Annotated in this window: 23 protein-coding genes; 22 read left to right on the top strand and 1 reads right to left on the bottom strand. The window is 45.6% G+C overall.

Annotation, left to right across the window (positions count from 1 at the left end):
* The first annotated feature begins 1 nt into the window (after position 1).
* From rpsC to rplQ, 21 genes are all read left to right on the top strand, one after another.
* Positions 2–721, top strand: a complete 720-nt coding sequence (rpsC, locus tag O3A65_00980) for a 30S ribosomal protein S3 (GenBank protein ID MDA1331037.1) — start codon at positions 2–4, stop codon at positions 719–721.
* The gene (gene rplP, locus O3A65_00975) at positions 705–1,118 is read left to right on the top strand and encodes a 50S ribosomal protein L16 (GenBank protein ID MDA1331036.1); all 414 of its coding nucleotides are present in this window, start codon (positions 705–707) and stop codon (positions 1,116–1,118) included. Before rpsC ends, rplP begins: the two co-directional genes overlap by 17 nt.
* Before the next feature lie 3 nt (positions 1,119–1,121).
* On the top strand, positions 1,122–1,319 hold the full coding sequence (rpmC, locus tag O3A65_00970) for a 50S ribosomal protein L29 (protein ID MDA1331035.1): 198 nt from the start codon (positions 1,122–1,124) through the stop codon (positions 1,317–1,319).
* A complete protein-coding gene (gene rpsQ, locus O3A65_00965) occupies positions 1,312–1,581 on the top strand; it encodes a 30S ribosomal protein S17 (GenBank protein MDA1331034.1) in 270 nt (89 codons plus the stop codon). Before rpmC ends, rpsQ begins: the two co-directional genes overlap by 8 nt.
* A gap of 170 nt (positions 1,582–1,751) precedes the next feature.
* Positions 1,752–2,120: a 50S ribosomal protein L14 gene (gene rplN / locus O3A65_00960; GenBank protein ID MDA1331033.1), complete on the top strand. Its 369-nt coding sequence runs from the start codon at positions 1,752–1,754 to the stop codon at positions 2,118–2,120.
* 13 nt (positions 2,121–2,133) lie between these two features.
* The gene (gene rplX, locus O3A65_00955; protein ID MDA1331032.1) at positions 2,134–2,451 is read left to right on the top strand and encodes a 50S ribosomal protein L24; all 318 of its coding nucleotides are present in this window, start codon (positions 2,134–2,136) and stop codon (positions 2,449–2,451) included.
* 10 nt (positions 2,452–2,461) lie between these two features.
* Positions 2,462–3,043 carry a 50S ribosomal protein L5 gene (gene rplE, locus O3A65_00950; GenBank protein ID MDA1331031.1) on the top strand — a complete coding sequence of 194 codons (582 nt, stop codon included), beginning with the start codon at positions 2,462–2,464 and terminating at the stop codon, positions 3,041–3,043.
* A 7-nt stretch (positions 3,044–3,050) separates the two neighbouring features.
* Complete coding sequence (gene rpsN / locus O3A65_00945) at positions 3,051–3,356, top strand: 30S ribosomal protein S14 (protein ID MDA1331030.1); 306 nt, start codon at positions 3,051–3,053, stop codon at positions 3,354–3,356.
* 12 nt (positions 3,357–3,368) lie between these two features.
* A complete protein-coding gene (gene rpsH, locus O3A65_00940; protein MDA1331029.1) occupies positions 3,369–3,767 on the top strand; it encodes a 30S ribosomal protein S8 in 399 nt (132 codons plus the stop codon).
* 54 nt (positions 3,768–3,821) lie between these two features.
* Positions 3,822–4,355 carry a 50S ribosomal protein L6 gene (gene rplF / locus O3A65_00935; protein MDA1331028.1) on the top strand — a complete coding sequence of 178 codons (534 nt, stop codon included), beginning with the start codon at positions 3,822–3,824 and terminating at the stop codon, positions 4,353–4,355.
* Between the two features lie 9 nt (positions 4,356–4,364).
* Positions 4,365–4,727, top strand: coding sequence for a 50S ribosomal protein L18 (rplR, locus tag O3A65_00930; protein ID MDA1331027.1), 363 nt, complete (start codon positions 4,365–4,367; stop codon positions 4,725–4,727).
* 9 nt (positions 4,728–4,736) lie between these two features.
* Positions 4,737–5,249, top strand: a complete 513-nt coding sequence (rpsE, locus tag O3A65_00925) for a 30S ribosomal protein S5 (protein ID MDA1331026.1) — start codon at positions 4,737–4,739, stop codon at positions 5,247–5,249.
* A 3-nt stretch (positions 5,250–5,252) separates the two neighbouring features.
* The gene (rpmD, locus tag O3A65_00920) at positions 5,253–5,453 is read left to right on the top strand and encodes a 50S ribosomal protein L30 (protein MDA1331025.1); all 201 of its coding nucleotides are present in this window, start codon (positions 5,253–5,255) and stop codon (positions 5,451–5,453) included.
* A gap of 4 nt (positions 5,454–5,457) precedes the next feature.
* Entirely contained in the window at positions 5,458–5,898 is a 441-nt protein-coding gene (rplO, locus tag O3A65_00915) for a 50S ribosomal protein L15 (GenBank protein ID MDA1331024.1), read from the top strand.
* Positions 5,899–5,932: 34 nt separating this feature from the next.
* Positions 5,933–7,228 (top strand): preprotein translocase subunit SecY, encoded by a 1,296-nt coding sequence (gene secY / locus O3A65_00910; protein MDA1331023.1) that lies wholly within the window; start codon positions 5,933–5,935, stop codon positions 7,226–7,228.
* Positions 7,229–7,240: 12 nt separating this feature from the next.
* Positions 7,241–7,354, top strand: coding sequence for a 50S ribosomal protein L36 (rpmJ, locus tag O3A65_00905; GenBank protein MDA1331022.1), 114 nt, complete (start codon positions 7,241–7,243; stop codon positions 7,352–7,354).
* 35 nt (positions 7,355–7,389) lie between these two features.
* Entirely contained in the window at positions 7,390–7,746 is a 357-nt protein-coding gene (rpsM, locus tag O3A65_00900) for a 30S ribosomal protein S13 (GenBank protein MDA1331021.1), read from the top strand.
* A gap of 57 nt (positions 7,747–7,803) precedes the next feature.
* The gene (rpsK, locus tag O3A65_00895) at positions 7,804–8,193 is read left to right on the top strand and encodes a 30S ribosomal protein S11 (protein ID MDA1331020.1); all 390 of its coding nucleotides are present in this window, start codon (positions 7,804–7,806) and stop codon (positions 8,191–8,193) included.
* Positions 8,194–8,206: 13 nt separating this feature from the next.
* On the top strand, positions 8,207–8,833 hold the full coding sequence (rpsD, locus tag O3A65_00890) for a 30S ribosomal protein S4 (protein ID MDA1331019.1): 627 nt from the start codon (positions 8,207–8,209) through the stop codon (positions 8,831–8,833).
* A gap of 70 nt (positions 8,834–8,903) precedes the next feature.
* Positions 8,904–9,881 (top strand): DNA-directed RNA polymerase subunit alpha, encoded by a 978-nt coding sequence (rpoA, locus tag O3A65_00885; protein MDA1331018.1) that lies wholly within the window; start codon positions 8,904–8,906, stop codon positions 9,879–9,881.
* A gap of 46 nt (positions 9,882–9,927) precedes the next feature.
* Positions 9,928–10,326 (top strand): 50S ribosomal protein L17, encoded by a 399-nt coding sequence (gene rplQ, locus O3A65_00880; GenBank protein MDA1331017.1) that lies wholly within the window; start codon positions 9,928–9,930, stop codon positions 10,324–10,326.
* 55 nt (positions 10,327–10,381) lie between these two features.
* On the opposite strand, the gene uvrA is transcribed toward rplQ, so the two are convergent.
* Entirely contained in the window at positions 10,382–13,210 is a 2,829-nt protein-coding gene (uvrA, locus tag O3A65_00875; GenBank protein MDA1331016.1) for an excinuclease ABC subunit UvrA, read from the bottom strand.
* Positions 13,211–13,326: 116 nt separating this feature from the next.
* Here uvrA and O3A65_00870 point away from each other — a divergent pair, with 116 nt between their 5' ends.
* Positions 13,327–14,508, top strand: coding sequence for an MFS transporter (locus O3A65_00870; protein ID MDA1331015.1), 1,182 nt, complete (start codon positions 13,327–13,329; stop codon positions 14,506–14,508).
* Positions 14,509–14,602: the final 94 nt, after the last annotated feature.

Genomic DNA, 14,602 nt, shown 5'->3' with positions numbered 1-14,602 from the left:
TATGGGACAGAAAATCAACCCGATTGGATTTCGCTTAGGTGTACAGCGTAATTGGACTTCCAAATGGTATGCAGTAGGAAGAGATTTTTCCGCAATGTTGCTTCAGGATATTGAGGTACGCAAGTATCTCAAAAAGCGACTTGCTCATGCCTCTGTAGCGAAAGTTATTATTGAGCGCCCAGCCAAGAATGCCAAAATCACCATCCACAGCGCCCGACCGGGTATTGTTATTGGAAAAAAAGGCGAAGATATTGAGGTGTTGAGGGCTGAGCTTCAGCGCTTAATGGGCGTGCCTGTCCATCTAAATATTGAAGAGGTGCGCAAGCCAGAGGTTGATGCACAATTAATTGCAGACTCGATTGCTCAACAATTAACGAAGAGAATCGCTTTTCGTAGAGCCATGAAGCGAGCGATGCAAAATGCGATGCGCCTTGGTGCTCAGGGTATCAAAATAATGAGTGCGGGTCGGTTGAACGGTATAGACATTGCTAGGACCGAGTGGTATCGAGAGGGACGTGTTCCCCTCCATACGCTTAGAGCAGAAATAGATTACGGTACGGCGGAAGCACAGACCACTTTTGGAATCATCGGCATCAAAGTTTGGATCTACAAAGGTGAAACGCTCGGCGCCAAGGACCAGATAACGGCCTTGCCTGCGGATGTGCCGCCCGCGCCGAGAAAACAACGAAAAACTGGAGTGAATAATGCTGCAGCCGTCTAGGACGAAATTCCGTAAACAGTTTAAGGGTCGGAACTATGGGGTTGCAACCCGGGGAGCAAAGGTTTCATTCGGTGAATTTGGCCTTAAGGCGATTGATCGTGGCAGATTGACGGCGAGGCAGATTGAAGCTGCTCGTCGGGCAATGACGCGTTACATCAAGCGTGGTGGTCGAATTTGGATACGCATCTTTCCTGATAAGCCTATTTCCCAAAAACCTGCAGAGGTTCGAATGGGCAAAGGAAAAGGAAGCGTGGAGTATTGGGTCGCTGAAATTCAACCAGGAAAAGTATTGTACGAAATGGATGGAGTCCAAGAAGACGTCGCGAGAGAGGCGTTCAGGCTTGCGGCAGCCAAGCTTCCTCTTCGTACCATCTTTGTCCATAAAAATTTGGGATAAGGCATGAAAGCTAAAGATTTGGATAACAAAAGCGTTGAAGATTTGAATAAAGAATTACATGAGTTACTCAAGGCTGCATTTACGTTAAGGATGCAAAAGGCGACTCAACAACTGACTAACTCTAGCGAGATTGTTAAGGTTCGTCGAGACATCGCCCGTGTTAAAACCGTATTGGCAAAGAAAGTGAGTGCAAATGTCTGATAAGACCACCGCTAATCGTCGTCGACTGAAGGGTCGTGTTGTCTCCGATAAAATGGATAAAACGGTTACCGTGCTTGTTGAGCGGCAAGTGAAACACCCGCTTTATGGAAAATTAATGAAGCAATCGAGTAAGTACCATGCGCACGATGAGCCCAATGAGTGCCAAATCGGAGATACAGTGCTGATAGAAGAAGGTGTGCCGCGCTCTAAGACGAAGAGTTGGACGGTTGCTCAAGTATTAGAAAAATCAAGGCAAACCTAACATTAGGCTTGTTTGAAGGAGCGGTTTCAGATAAAATGCTCGGCTTTTCCGGTGGAGCTAATCTGGGCAATATTGCTGAGGTTGATCACTAGGAGTTGTTTTTAACCCGAACGGGTGCCAAAACTGTCCCTTGACTTGGGATAAGTTGGTTGAAATTAGGCGTAAAACTTATGATCCAAATGCAAACACGACTTCAGGTCGCTGATAACACTGGTGCGCGTTCTGTAATGTGTATTAAGGTGCTTGGCGGCTCGAAAAGACGATACGCAGGCGTGGGTGATGTTATCAAGGTGGCCATCAAAGATGCTGCGCCGCGAGGTAGGGTAAAAAAAGGCGAAGTTTATAACGCTGTTGTGGTTCGAACAGCTGCTGGGGTCCGTCGTCAGGACGGGTCCAAGATCAAGTTTGATTCAAATGCAGCAGTGTTGCTCAACGCTAAATTAGAGCCAATCGGTACGCGGATTTTCGGGCCAGTTACCCGAGAGTTGAGGACGGAGAAATTTATGAAAATAGTTTCTCTCGCACCAGAGGTTTTGTAGAGAAGGACGCGCGATGCAAAAAATTCGAAAAGGTGACCAAGTCATAGTGACCTTGGGACGAGATAGGGGTAAGCAAGGCACCGTGTTGCAAGTGCTGGCCAATACTAGGGTGTTGGTTGAGGGGGTTAATCTCGTTAAAAAGCACCAAAAGGGTAACCCAATGACGGGTGCAGCTGGGGGTATTAATACTAAAGAAATGCCGATACAGCGATCTAACCTCGCTATATTCAACCCCGCGACAAAAAAAGGCGACCGTGTTGGCATTAAAACGCTAGAAGACGGCTCTCGTGTGCGGATATTTCGCTCAAATGGCGAAATGCTCGATTCTTGAAAGGTTTTGAATGAGTAATAAGGCTAATGAAACCGGTCAGCAGGGGCTCCATGGAGCGCGGTTGGCTGAGATGTATAAGGCCGAAGTGGTTCCGGGTCTTATGAGTGAGTACAAGTATAAGTCGATTATGGGGGTCCCTCGTATCACAAAGATTGTCCTCAATATGGGCGTTGGCGAAGCGGTGGCTGACAAGAAAGTGCTTGAGCATGCAGTGGGAGATATGACTCTCATTTCTGGGCAAAAACCGATTGTTACGAAGGCTAAGAAGTCAATTGCGGGTTTTAAAATACGTGATGGATATCCTATTGGGTGCAAGGTGACGCTACGAGGACGGAGAATGTACGAGTTTTTAGATCGTTTAATTTCTGTTGCTATCCCTCGAATTAGGGATTTTCGCGGCATTCCAGCTAAGTCGTTCGACGGGCGTGGTAACTTTAATATGGGCGTTCGGGAGCAAATAATTTTCCCAGAAGTAAAGTACGACAAAATTGACATGTTACGTGGTTTGAATGTGACTATTGCGACAACTGCTAAGACCGATAAGGAAGCTCGCTCTCTATTATCGGCTTTTCGTTTTCCGTTTAGGAATTGAGGATCTAATGGCTAAAAAATCTATCATATATAGAGATATAAAGCGTCGTGTTATGGTCGCAAAATACGCAGAAAAAAGAGCAGCAATTGATGCCGTACTTAAGAGCGCGCAGTCTTCAGAAGAAGAGAAATATGTCGCGCGTCAGACGTTACAAAAACTACCTCGAAATGCCAGTCCGGTTCGTTTGCGCAATCGCTGCGCTCTAACTGGAAGGCCGCGTGGTGTCTATAGTAAATTTGGCCTTGCCCGCGGGAAGCTTCGTGAAATTGCTATGCGCGGTGAGGTTCCTGGAATAATTAAAGCGAGTTGGTAGGAGAGTACAGTTATGAGTATGAGTGATCCGATCGCTGACATGTTGACGAGAATCAGAAACGCCCAAATGGCGGAAAAGAGCAGCGTCAAGATGCCATTTAGTAACGTAAAGAAGGCAATTGCACAAGTTTTGATCGATGAAGGATACATCGAGTCGATGACCGTTATCGGGCAAGATGAGAAGAAGTCTGAGCTAGAGTTGATCCTAAAGTATTATGCGGGTCAGCCTGTCATTGAAAAAATTGAGCGCGTCAGCCGGCCAGGGTTACGTATTTATAAAGGAGCCCAAGATATTCCAACGGTTATGAATGGTCTTGGTGTTGCGATTGTCTCTACACCTAAGGGTGTGATGACAGATCGTAGAGCCAGGAGCACTGGCATCGGTGGTGAAGTTCTCTGTATCGTCGCTTAAGTAGAGAAGGCGATCATGATCTTTAAATGAAGAATCGATTTGGAGTTATAGAAAATGTCACGTGTTGGAAAAAATCCGATTAAGGTTCCCTCCGGAATCCAAGTCTCTATCGCTGGGAACAAGGTAGAGGTTAAGGGATCTCTCGGTGTCTTAAGTCGCGAAATTAGCGATGTCGTTAAAGTGACGCAACAGGATGGAGTTATAACTGTTGTGCCATTGAATGACAGTCGACAGGCGAGAGCTCTTTATGGCACCACCAGAGCGGTGATTGCGAACATGGTTACAGGTGTCTCGTCTGGATTTGAGAAGAAGCTCACGCTCGTTGGCGTGGGTTACAGGGCGCAAGCACAAGGGGATAAGCTGAACCTTTCTTTAGGTTTCTCACATCCTGTGGTGCACCAAATGCCTGTAGGTATCAAGGTTGAGACGCCACAACAAACAGAAGTCCTCATCAAAGGGGTCGATAAACAATTAGTTGGTCAAGTTGCAGCAGATGTCCGAGGATATCGACCTCCGGAGCCTTATAAGGGTAAAGGGGTGCGTTATGCGGATGAGCGAGTTGTCATGAAAGAAACCAAGAAAAAATAAGGCCAGTTCATGTCAGAGTCAGTTAAAAATGCGTCTAGGGCGCGTAGAGCTAGAAAAATTCGACACCAGATCCATAGTTCTGGAGCGGGTTACCGATTGCAGGTTCACAGAACGAACTTGCATATTTATGCCCAAATTTTGGATCGTGACGCTAAGGTAATTGTTTCTGCGTCAACGGCAGAGACTGAGGTTCGTAAGGTTCTGTCCAATGGCGGAAATATCAAAGCGGCGACCGAGGTGGGTGCGCGGATAGCGAAGAAAGCGAAAGAAAAAGGGTTGGAACAGGTTGCATTTGATCGATCTGGGTTCAAGTACACAGGACGTATCAAAGCGTTAGCGGAGGCCGCAAGAGAGGCCGGTCTACAGATTTAAAGGATAACTATGGCACGAGCACAGAATCATTCAGAGGAAAGTAAAGACGGTATCCGTGAAAAAATGGTAGCCGTTAACCGAGTCACTAAGGTAGTCAAGGGTGGTCGAATTCTTGCTTTTGCCGCTTTGGCCGTAGTGGGCGATGGAGACGGCGGTATAGGTATGGGTAAAGGGAAATCGAAAGAGGTTCCTGTTGCCATTCAAAAAGCTATGGAAGAAGCCCGCAAGAAGTTGTTAAAGGTTTCCTTAAATAGCGGCACTTTACACCACGCGGTTGTAGGAACACACGGGGCGGCGAAGGTTTACATGCAGCCAGCCTCAGCGGGTACTGGAATTATTGCTGGTGGTCCGATGCGCGCGGTCTTCGAAGTTATGGGTGTGACTAATATTCTTGCTAAATGTATTGGGTCAACTAATCCTTATAACATGGTCCGCGCAACTTTGAACGGGCTGGCAAAAATGAACTCACCATCTGAGATTGCGCTAAAGCGTGGCAAAACGGTTGAAGAGATTTTGGGGTAATTCATGAATACGACAGGGAAGCAGGCAGATAAGACTCTAAAAGTAACACTTGTGAAAAGTGTTATTGGTACGAAGAAATCCCATCGCGCTACCGTAATGGGGTTGGGTCTGCGCAGGATTAGACACACGGTTACGCTTGAGGATACTCCGGCAGTACGGGGCATGATTGCGAAAGTCGACTACCTTGTGAAAGTTGAGGGTTAAGTAAATGAGATTGAATGACATTAGCCCAGCGGATGGGTCTAAAAAAGACAGGATGAGGGTTGGTCGTGGGGTCGGTAGTGGTAAAGGTAAAACTGCAGGCCGGGGTCATAAGGGACAGCATTCTCGCGCTGGTGGCTACCATAAAGTTGGCTTTGAGGGTGGTCAGATGCCGATGGCTAGACGGCTTCCTAAGCGAGGTTTCCGGTCGATGACAAGCGACGATACTCGTGAAGTCAGATTAGACGAATTAAATAAAGTTGATGTGGATGTGATTGATTTACAGGCTTTGAAGGCTGCGCAGATTATTCCAAACTTTGTTAGCGGTGCAAAAGTGTTTCTCTCGGGGGTTTTAGCAGAGGGCAAGAAACCTCAGCTAAAGGGGATATTTGTTACAAAAGGAGCGCGACTCGCTATTGAGTCCGCTGGCGGAAAGATAGAGGATTAAGGCTTTGGCCGTCGGATTTAATAAAGATTCCGGGATGAGCAAGTATGGCGATTTAAAATCGCGCTTACTATTCCTATTGCTCGCGTTAGTTGTGTATCGCCTTGGTGCACATGTGCCTGTGCCTGGTATCGATCCGATTCAGTTAGAGGAGTTATTTAAGGCTCAGCAAGGCGGCATATTAGGCATGTTCAATATGTTCTCTGGTGGAGCGCTTGAGCGTTTCACCATATTTGCTTTGGGCATCATGCCGTATATTTCGGCGTCGATTATCATGCAGTTGATGACCGTAACGGTCCCGACCTTTGAGCAACTAAAGAAGGAAGGTGAATCTGGTCGCAAGAAAATAACTAAATATACGCGCTACGGAACTGTTGTTTTGGCCACTTTCCAAGCGATTGGTATATCAGCGGCTCTTGAATCTCAAGCAAACCTCGTACTCGACCCGGGACTCGCTTTTAGATTCACTACCGTAGTCACTTTAGTAACAGGGACTTTGTTTCTAATGTGGTTGGGCGAGCAGATAACCGAGCGTGGTATCGGTAACGGAATTTCCCTCATCATTTTTGCCGGTATAGCCGCAGGGTTACCCAGTGCTGTTGGGGGTACTTTAGAACTCGTTAGGACAGGTTCGTTCTCCATCCCGCTCGTTGTGTTAATTTTCATTGGTGTGCTCGCAATTACTGGGGTTGTGGTTTTTGTGGAGCGAGGACAGCGTAAAATTTTAGTCAATTATGCGAAACGACAAGTGGGTAATAAGGTTTATGGTGGGCAGAGTTCCCATTTACCTCTCAAGCTTAATATGGCTGGGGTTATTCCACCGATTTTTGCTTCGAGTATCATTTTGTTCCCAGCAACGTTAGCTGAATTTTTGGGGACGAATGAAAGTTTATATTGGCTCCGAGACATTGGCGGTCTATTACATCCAGGGCAGGTTCTTTATATGGTTGTGTATGCGATGGCCATTATATTCTTCTGCTTTTTTTATACGGCTTTGGTGTTCAATCCCAGAGAGACGGCTGATAATCTTAAGAAAAGTGGAGCATTTGTCCCGGGGATTCGTCCGGGTGACCAAACGACAAAGTATATTGAGCGAATAGTGATGCGACTCACGTTGGTAGGTGCTTTTTACATTACCGTCGTGTGTTTGATACCTGAGCTGATGATAGTTAATTGGAATGTTCCATTCTATTTTGGTGGAACGAGTTTGTTGATTATTGTTGTGGTTACGATGGATTTTATGCAGCAAGTTCAAGCTTATGCAATGTCTCATCAGTATGAGAGCCTTCTTAAAAAGACAAACTTTAAAGGCGGAGCGATTCCTTCGCGTTAGGGAGAAAAATGTATGAAAGTTAAAGCATCAGTAAAAAAACTTTGCCGCAATTGCAAGATCGTTCGGCGAAATAATGTTGTTCGGGTCATCTGTACAGAGCCCCGACACAAGCAGCGGCAAGGTTAAGAACACCCACCAATGAATTTTATAAGAGATAAATTATGGCTCGTATAGCTGGCGTTAATATTCCGGATCAAAAACACACGTGGGTGGCTTTGACTTCTATTTATGGTTTAGGGCGAACTCGTGCTTTTGAGGTGTGCTCTAAGGCGGGTATAGAACCATCAGTCAAGGTAAAAGATTTGTCTGGTGATGAAATGGAAAAGCTTAGAGAGCAAATTGGTACCTTTGTCGTTGAGGGTGATCTTCGGCGAGAAGTGTCAATGAACATCAAGCGTTTGATGGACCTTGGCACTTATCGCGGAACCCGACACCGAAAAGGATTACCTGTTAGAGGGCAGCGAACGAAAACTAATGCACGTACCCGAAAGGGTCCGAAAAGGGCGATTCGGAAATAGAGTAAGGCAGTAGCTCGTTATATGTAACCAATCACTTAGACTGAATGGAACTTTAGGATGGCAAAAAACACACCAAGAGCACGCAAGAAGGTAAAGAAAAATGTCGCGGAAGGTATCGCACATATTCACGCGTCATTTAATAACACGATCATCATGATTACGGACCGACAGGGCAATGCTTTGTCTTGGTCTACTTCAGGTGCAAATGGTTTTAAGGGGTCTCGAAAAAGTACCCCCTTTGCTGCTCAGGTTGCCGCAGAAGCTGCTGGGAAAATGGCTCAGGAATGTGGTGTTAAAAATATCGAAGTTCGAATTAAAGGTCCGGGTCCAGGCCGAGAGTCTGCCGTTAGAGCTCTGAACTCAGTAGGCTTTAAGATCACGAGTATCTCAGACGTTACTCCGGTTCCACATAATGGATGTCGTCCGCCAAAACGACGCAGAATTTAAGGAGCGATGAATTATGGCTAGAAATACAGATCCTAAGTGTCGCCAATGTCGTCGAGAGGGGGAGAAACTTTTTTTGAAAGGCGAGAAGTGCTACACCGATAAGTGTGGTATTGAGCGTCGACCTTATCCTCCAGGGCAGCATGGGCAGAAGGGTAGCCGTATGTCTGAATTCGGACGACAGCTAAGGGAAAAGCAAAAGATACGCCGTATCTATGGTGTGCTTGAGCGACAGTTCCGTAAAACGTACAAAGAGGCTGCTCGTCGCAAAGGTGTGACGGGCGAAACACTCTTACAAGATCTCGAAAGTCGTCTTGATTCAGTAGCTTTGCGGATGGGTTTTGGTTCATCTCGTACTGAAGCACGCCAAGTGGTCAGACACAATGGTGTGATGGTGAACGGAAGGCGTGTCAATATTCCTTCTTATATCGTCAAGCCAGGTGACATTATCGAAATTGCAGAGAAGGCAAAAACTCATCTCAGGGTTAAGGCCTCTTTGGAAGCTGCAGAAGGAAGAGGTTTTTCTGACTGGGTGGAAGTCGATGTAAAAGGGCTTAAGGGGACTTTCAAATCTATACCGCAACGGGCTGATTTGTCTTCAACTATCAATGAGTCATTGGTCGTTGAATTGTACTCTAAGTAATTTTGAACTACGTGTGGAGTAAGTTAGCTCCGCGAATTTTTTTTCGAAACTTTTGAAAAGGGTCGAATAGATGCTTAATAGCTTTTTGAAGCCAAAAATTATTGATGTAAGACTGATTGCCCCTGGGCAAGCTAAAGTGGTAATGGAGCCATTTGAGCGAGGTTTTGGGCACACGTTGGGTAATGCTTTGCGCAGGATACTTTTGTCGTCCTTGCCTGGCTTTGCGCCCACCGAAGTAAAGATAGATGGTGTGCTGCATGAGTACTCAACTCTTGACGGTGTGCAGGAGGATGTTGTAGACATTTTGCTTAACCTTAAAGGAATAATTCTCAGGCTACATAATCGAGACGAAATTACCTTAACACTTTCTAAAGTGGGTGAAGGTGCTGTCACCGCTGCGGATATTGAGGGCAGTAGTGACGTAGACATTATCAATCCTGAGCACGTGATCGCTCACCTAGCTCCTGGTGGAAAGATCAGCATGGAAATCAGAGTGCAGGGTGGTCGTGGATATGTTCCAGCTAACGCACGTTTGAATGATGTTGATGAAAACCGAGTTATTGGTAGCCTCTTGCTTGACGCATCGTTCAGTCCAGTGACAAAAGTAAGCTACGCGGTCGAGAGTGCTCGTGTGGAGCAACGAACAGACCTTGATAAGCTTGTGATGGACATCGAGACTAATGGGTCTGTTGATCCAGAAGAGTCAGTTCGTTTTGCGGCTCGAATTTTAATGGATCAGCTCTCAAGTTTTGCTGATCTGCAGGGTACCTTTGCAGAAGAAATCGTTCCACAACAGCCAGATATTGACCCAGCGTTTTTGCGACCAGTAGATGATTTAGAATTGACAGTGCGTTCAGCAAATTGTCTGAAGGCTGAGAGTATTTATTACATTGGTGATTTGATTCAGCGTACGGAGAATGAGTTGTTAAAGACACCGAATCTCGGTCGAAAATCATTGAATGAAATTAAGGACGTTCTCGCGTCAAGAGGGTTATCTCTTGGTATGAAAGTAGATAGTTGGCCGGAGTCTCGTTCAGAGCGGGCTTAAGCCTTCATCTATCGCGACTTAGTTAAAACAAGGAAGGAATTACCCCATGCGACATAGGCTTGGACTTCGAAAACTTAATCGCACTTCCTCTCATCGGGAGGCGATGTTTCGGAATATGGCGAATTCATTATTGCGCCATGAAGTTATAAAAACGACCCTCCCAAAAGCGAAGGAGTTGCGTCGCGTTGCTGAGCCGATCATTACGCTTGGTAAAAAGGCTACCGTAGCGAATCGTAGATTAGCTTTTTCGCGTTTGCGTGATAGAGAGATTGTTGGGAAACTGTTTGAAGAGCTCGGTCCTCGATATGCTTCTCGTAATGGGGGATATTTGCGAATTCTCAAATACGGTTTTAGGCAAGGAGATAATGCACCCATGGCGTTGGTGCAGTTGATGGATCGTCCTGAGTTGGATGCCGCTGCCGCAAAAGACGTTGTTGAGGAGTAACTGTAATTATTAAGGCTGACCAATTTTTAGGTTTTTTTGATCTCTCGCTATCCGGTCATTTTTGAGTTTTAAAAATTCGTTTCAAAAAGTGTCCGGTATAGCTACCTTTGACTTTGGCTATTTGCTCAGGGGTTCCTTGAGCGATGATGTTTCCCCCGAGATTGCCACCTTCTGGTCCGAGGTCTATGACCCAGTCGGCTCGCTTGATTATGTCTAAATTATGTTCGATTACCACAATTGAGTTTCCCTGATCTCTGAGTTTAACTAATATGTGGAGAAGCCAGGAGATGTCACTGAAATGCAGTCCCGTAGTGGGTTCGTCTAGTACGTAGAGTGTTTTTCCAGAGTTTCGTCTAGATAATTCACTTGCGAGCTTAACCCTTTGTGCTTCGCCACCTGATAGCGTTGTCGCACTTTGCCCCAAAGTCATATAACCGAGGCCTACCTCGTCGAGTATCGAAAGTTTACGCTTTATGCTGGGTACTGACGAGAAGAAGGTTAAAGCTTCTTTGACGCCCATTTCAAGGACATCATAAATACTTTTTCCCTTGTAATTGATGTCTAATGTCGCCTGGCTATAGCGTTGCCCTTGGCAAACTTCGCAGGTCACAAAAACGTCAGGTAAAAAATGCAACTCTATTCGTCGACTACCTTCGCCTTGACAGGTTTCGCATCGACCTCCCCTTATATTGAATGAAAACCGGCCGGAGGTGTAACCTCTTTCTCGAGCGAGAGGCACTTGCGAGAATAATTCTCTGATTGTGTTAAACATTCCGGTATAGGTAGCCGGATTTGATCGGGGACTTCTACCGATCGCACTTTGATCGACGTTTACAAGATGTTTGATTTCACTAGTCTCTGTAATTTCATCGTAGAGGTATTCGCCTTTTGTTCGGTCTCCAAGTAAGCGAGCTATAGCGGGAACGAAAGTATCATTGATTAGAGTGGATTTCCCTGACCCCGAAACGCCAGTTATACATACGAATACTCCCAGGGGTATTTCAAGGTCTACCTCATTTAAGTTGTTAGCCCTTGCGCCAGTCAGCCTGATGGTTGGCGTTGATGGGGTGATAAGCTTATTGGGAAATTCGTATATTTTTTTTGTGCCGGCTAAGTAAGGTCCCGTCACTGATTTGGGATCATTCAGTATATGTGCTGGCGTACCTTTAAACACGATTTGGCCTCCTGACTCTCCGGATCCGGGGCCGATGTCAATAACGTAATCCGCTTGAATGATTGTTTCCTGGTCGTGCTCCACTACGATTACGGTATTGCCTAAATCTCTGAGTTTTTTAATGGATTCAATGAGTCGTTGATTGTCTCTTTGATGCAGCCCAATGGAGGGTTCATCCAAGACGTACATCACGCCACTTAGTCCAGCCCCAATCTGCGAGGCGAGTCTAATACGTTGGGATTCTCCTCCAGAAAGTGTCCCAGATTTTCTTTGTAGAGAGAGGTATCCCAAGCCGACGTCAATGAGAAACGCCAGGCGATTGATGATTTCGGTGATCACTCTTTCTGCGATAACCTTTGTTTGTGAGTGATCAATTAAGGCTTCAAAAAATTTTTTGGCGTCAGTCAGCGGCATTGCATTTACTTCTGCGATGCTAAGTCCATTGACTCGTACATTCCTGGCCTCTGGTCTTAGTCGAGAGCCTGAGCAGTCGGGACAACTTCTTAGGCTAATAAACTTCGCCAATTCCTCTTTGACCGCTTCTTCTTTAGTTTCCGTATAGCGTCGATTAAAGTTCTTTATGACACCTTCAAAAGTGTGATTTTCAATTTGGATCTCGCCATTTTTTCCATGGTAATAAAATTTTATTTTCTTTTTACCAGATCCATAGAGCACCACCTCTTGCACGTCGTTCGGCAAATTTTCATAGGGCGCATTTAGGTCAAAATCATAATATTTACTCAAGCTAGACAGCATATCAAAGAAGAATTTATTTCTTCTGTCCCAGCCGCTGATAGCCCCTGAGGCGAGTGATAACGAAGGGTGAGCAATGATTTTTTCAACGTCAAAAATTTCTAACTGTCCAATGCCATCGCAAGCTGGGCAAGAACCACTTGGGTGATTAAACGAGAACATCCTCGGGCTTAATGGGGGGGAGGTGTGGTCGCATTTGGGACAGCTAAAAATGGCCGAAAGGCTGTAATCTTTAGCTGTTTCAATGTCGTGTATTAATATGCCGTCTGGGCTTTGTCTCAGGGCGGTTTCCAAGGACTCTGCTAGCCGTACTTTTGAATCGCTAGAGATTTTGAGCCGATCGATAACGAGTTGGACTTCTTTTTTCTCATGCGTAATTTTTGGCGCAGACTGGTCATCTAGGTCAATGAGTTCGCCGTCGATGCGAATTCGAAAGAACCCCTGTGCTCTGAAGCGCTCGATAAGATTAGTGGTCGTTTGCGTTTTAGCTTTTTTTATTGGGGCCAAAATGAGTATTCGTTTATCTGTCCCGAGCCCAAAAATAAATTCAATCATCTCTGAGATCGAAAATGCCTTTAAGGGTTCCTGATGCTCCGGGCAGTACTGTTCCCCAGTTCTCGAATATAAGAGACGTAAGTAATCGTGAATTTCTGTTACGGTGCCTACAGTAGAGCGTGGATTATTATTTTTGGATTTTTGTTCGATTGCGATTGCGGGGGACAGCCCCTCTATTGAATCGACATCGGGCTTTTCTAATACCTCTAAAAATTGACGTGCGTACGCTGAGAGAGATTCAATGTACCGACGTTGCCCTTCGGCGAACAAAGTATCAAATGCCAGAGATGACTTCCCAGATCCCGATAAACCTGTAAAGACCACGAGTTTATTTTTTGGGATATCGACGTCGATATTTTTGAGGTTATGGGTTCGAGCGCCCCTAACTTTTATTGAATCCATAGTTCTGTTTAGGTCAGAATAATGTACTTATTCGACGAGTGCTAATGAAAAAGAGTAACCTGGTACTATACCGCATTAACTTCTAATTTACCCCTAAGAATCTTAAAAATTATTCAATGACAAGCTTCACCCAAAGCGAACGAAGAGCCACCATCGGATTGGCGGGCGTGTTTAGTTTACGTATGTTTGGGTTATTCGTGATCCTTCCGGTGGTCGCGTTATATGCAGATACCTTGCCGGGGGGTGAGAGCGCAACGCTCATTGGTTTGGTGATAGGTATTTACGGTTTAACTCAAGCTATCTTTCAGATTCCGCTGGGGCGCTTATCTGATTTTTGGGGTCGGAAAAAGACGATATACCTCGGGCTGTGTATATTTATTATGGGAAGTCTCGTTGCCGCTTGTGCGGACTCACTGCTCATATTGTGTATTGGACGTGCTATTCAGGGAGCAGGCGCTGTCTCATCGGCAGTGATCGCGCTGAACGCCGACCTCACCAGGGACGAAGTACGTACTAAGGCAATGGCGATCATCGGCATTACGATTGGCTTTACCTTTGTCTTATCTATTGTGTTGGGTCCGGTGCTGGATGGATTTGTCGGACTTCAGGGTATATTTTTAATTACGGCGCTTTTGACTTGTTTATCGATAGCGGTTGTTTACTTCTACGTACCTGACCCGGAACCGATAGGTAAACGTGAGGAGGATTCTTCCATTAAATTACAAGTAATTTTGTGTGATCGAGATTTGCTCAGGCTTGATTTTGGGATATTTTCATTACATGGAATCTTGATGGCAATGTTTGTATCCTTACCGTTTATTCTCTCTCGCTTACAAGGGGCATTAATTGCTTGGCAATTCTATCTTGCTGTGATGGTGTCTAGCATTTTTATTATGGTGCCATTGATGGTGGTGTCGGAAAAATTTGGACATCGAAAAGTTATATTTCTACTCAGTATCATGATTATCATCTTGGCAGAGCTGCTGCTTGGTGTATTTGATTTTGGTCAACTGGGCCTCGGTCTAGCATTGGTCATGTTTTTTGGTGCTTTTAATTTATTGGAGGCGTCCCTTCCTGCTTGGGTTTCACGTGTGGCGGATTCCAAGTCTAAGGGTGCGGCGTTAGGCGCCTACAGTACTAGTCAGTATCTGGGAACGTTTATTGGGGGAGTAGCTGGAGGCTGGACATATCAGCATTATTCAGGACAAGAGGTCTTCATATTTTGTGCTGTTTGGGCGTTGGTATGGTTGCTTGCGTCGGCAAAAATGTCGGATCCAGGTAGCCGAGTTAGACAATAGATTATTTTGGCTATAGCGCATATGAGTTAAAGGCGTTACAGTAAGGGCTCAAGCGCTGATGAGGTTGTTGATCGGTCTGAAAAGGCCTGCGCCC

It is taken from the genome of Pseudomonadota bacterium (genome assembly GCA_027624715.1).
Taxonomy (GTDB): Bacteria; Pseudomonadota; Gammaproteobacteria; order Burkholderiales; family Eutrophovitaceae; genus Eutrophovita.
Note: the sequence above shows the minus strand (reverse complement) of the source record. Positions and strands in the feature narration are given on the sequence as shown.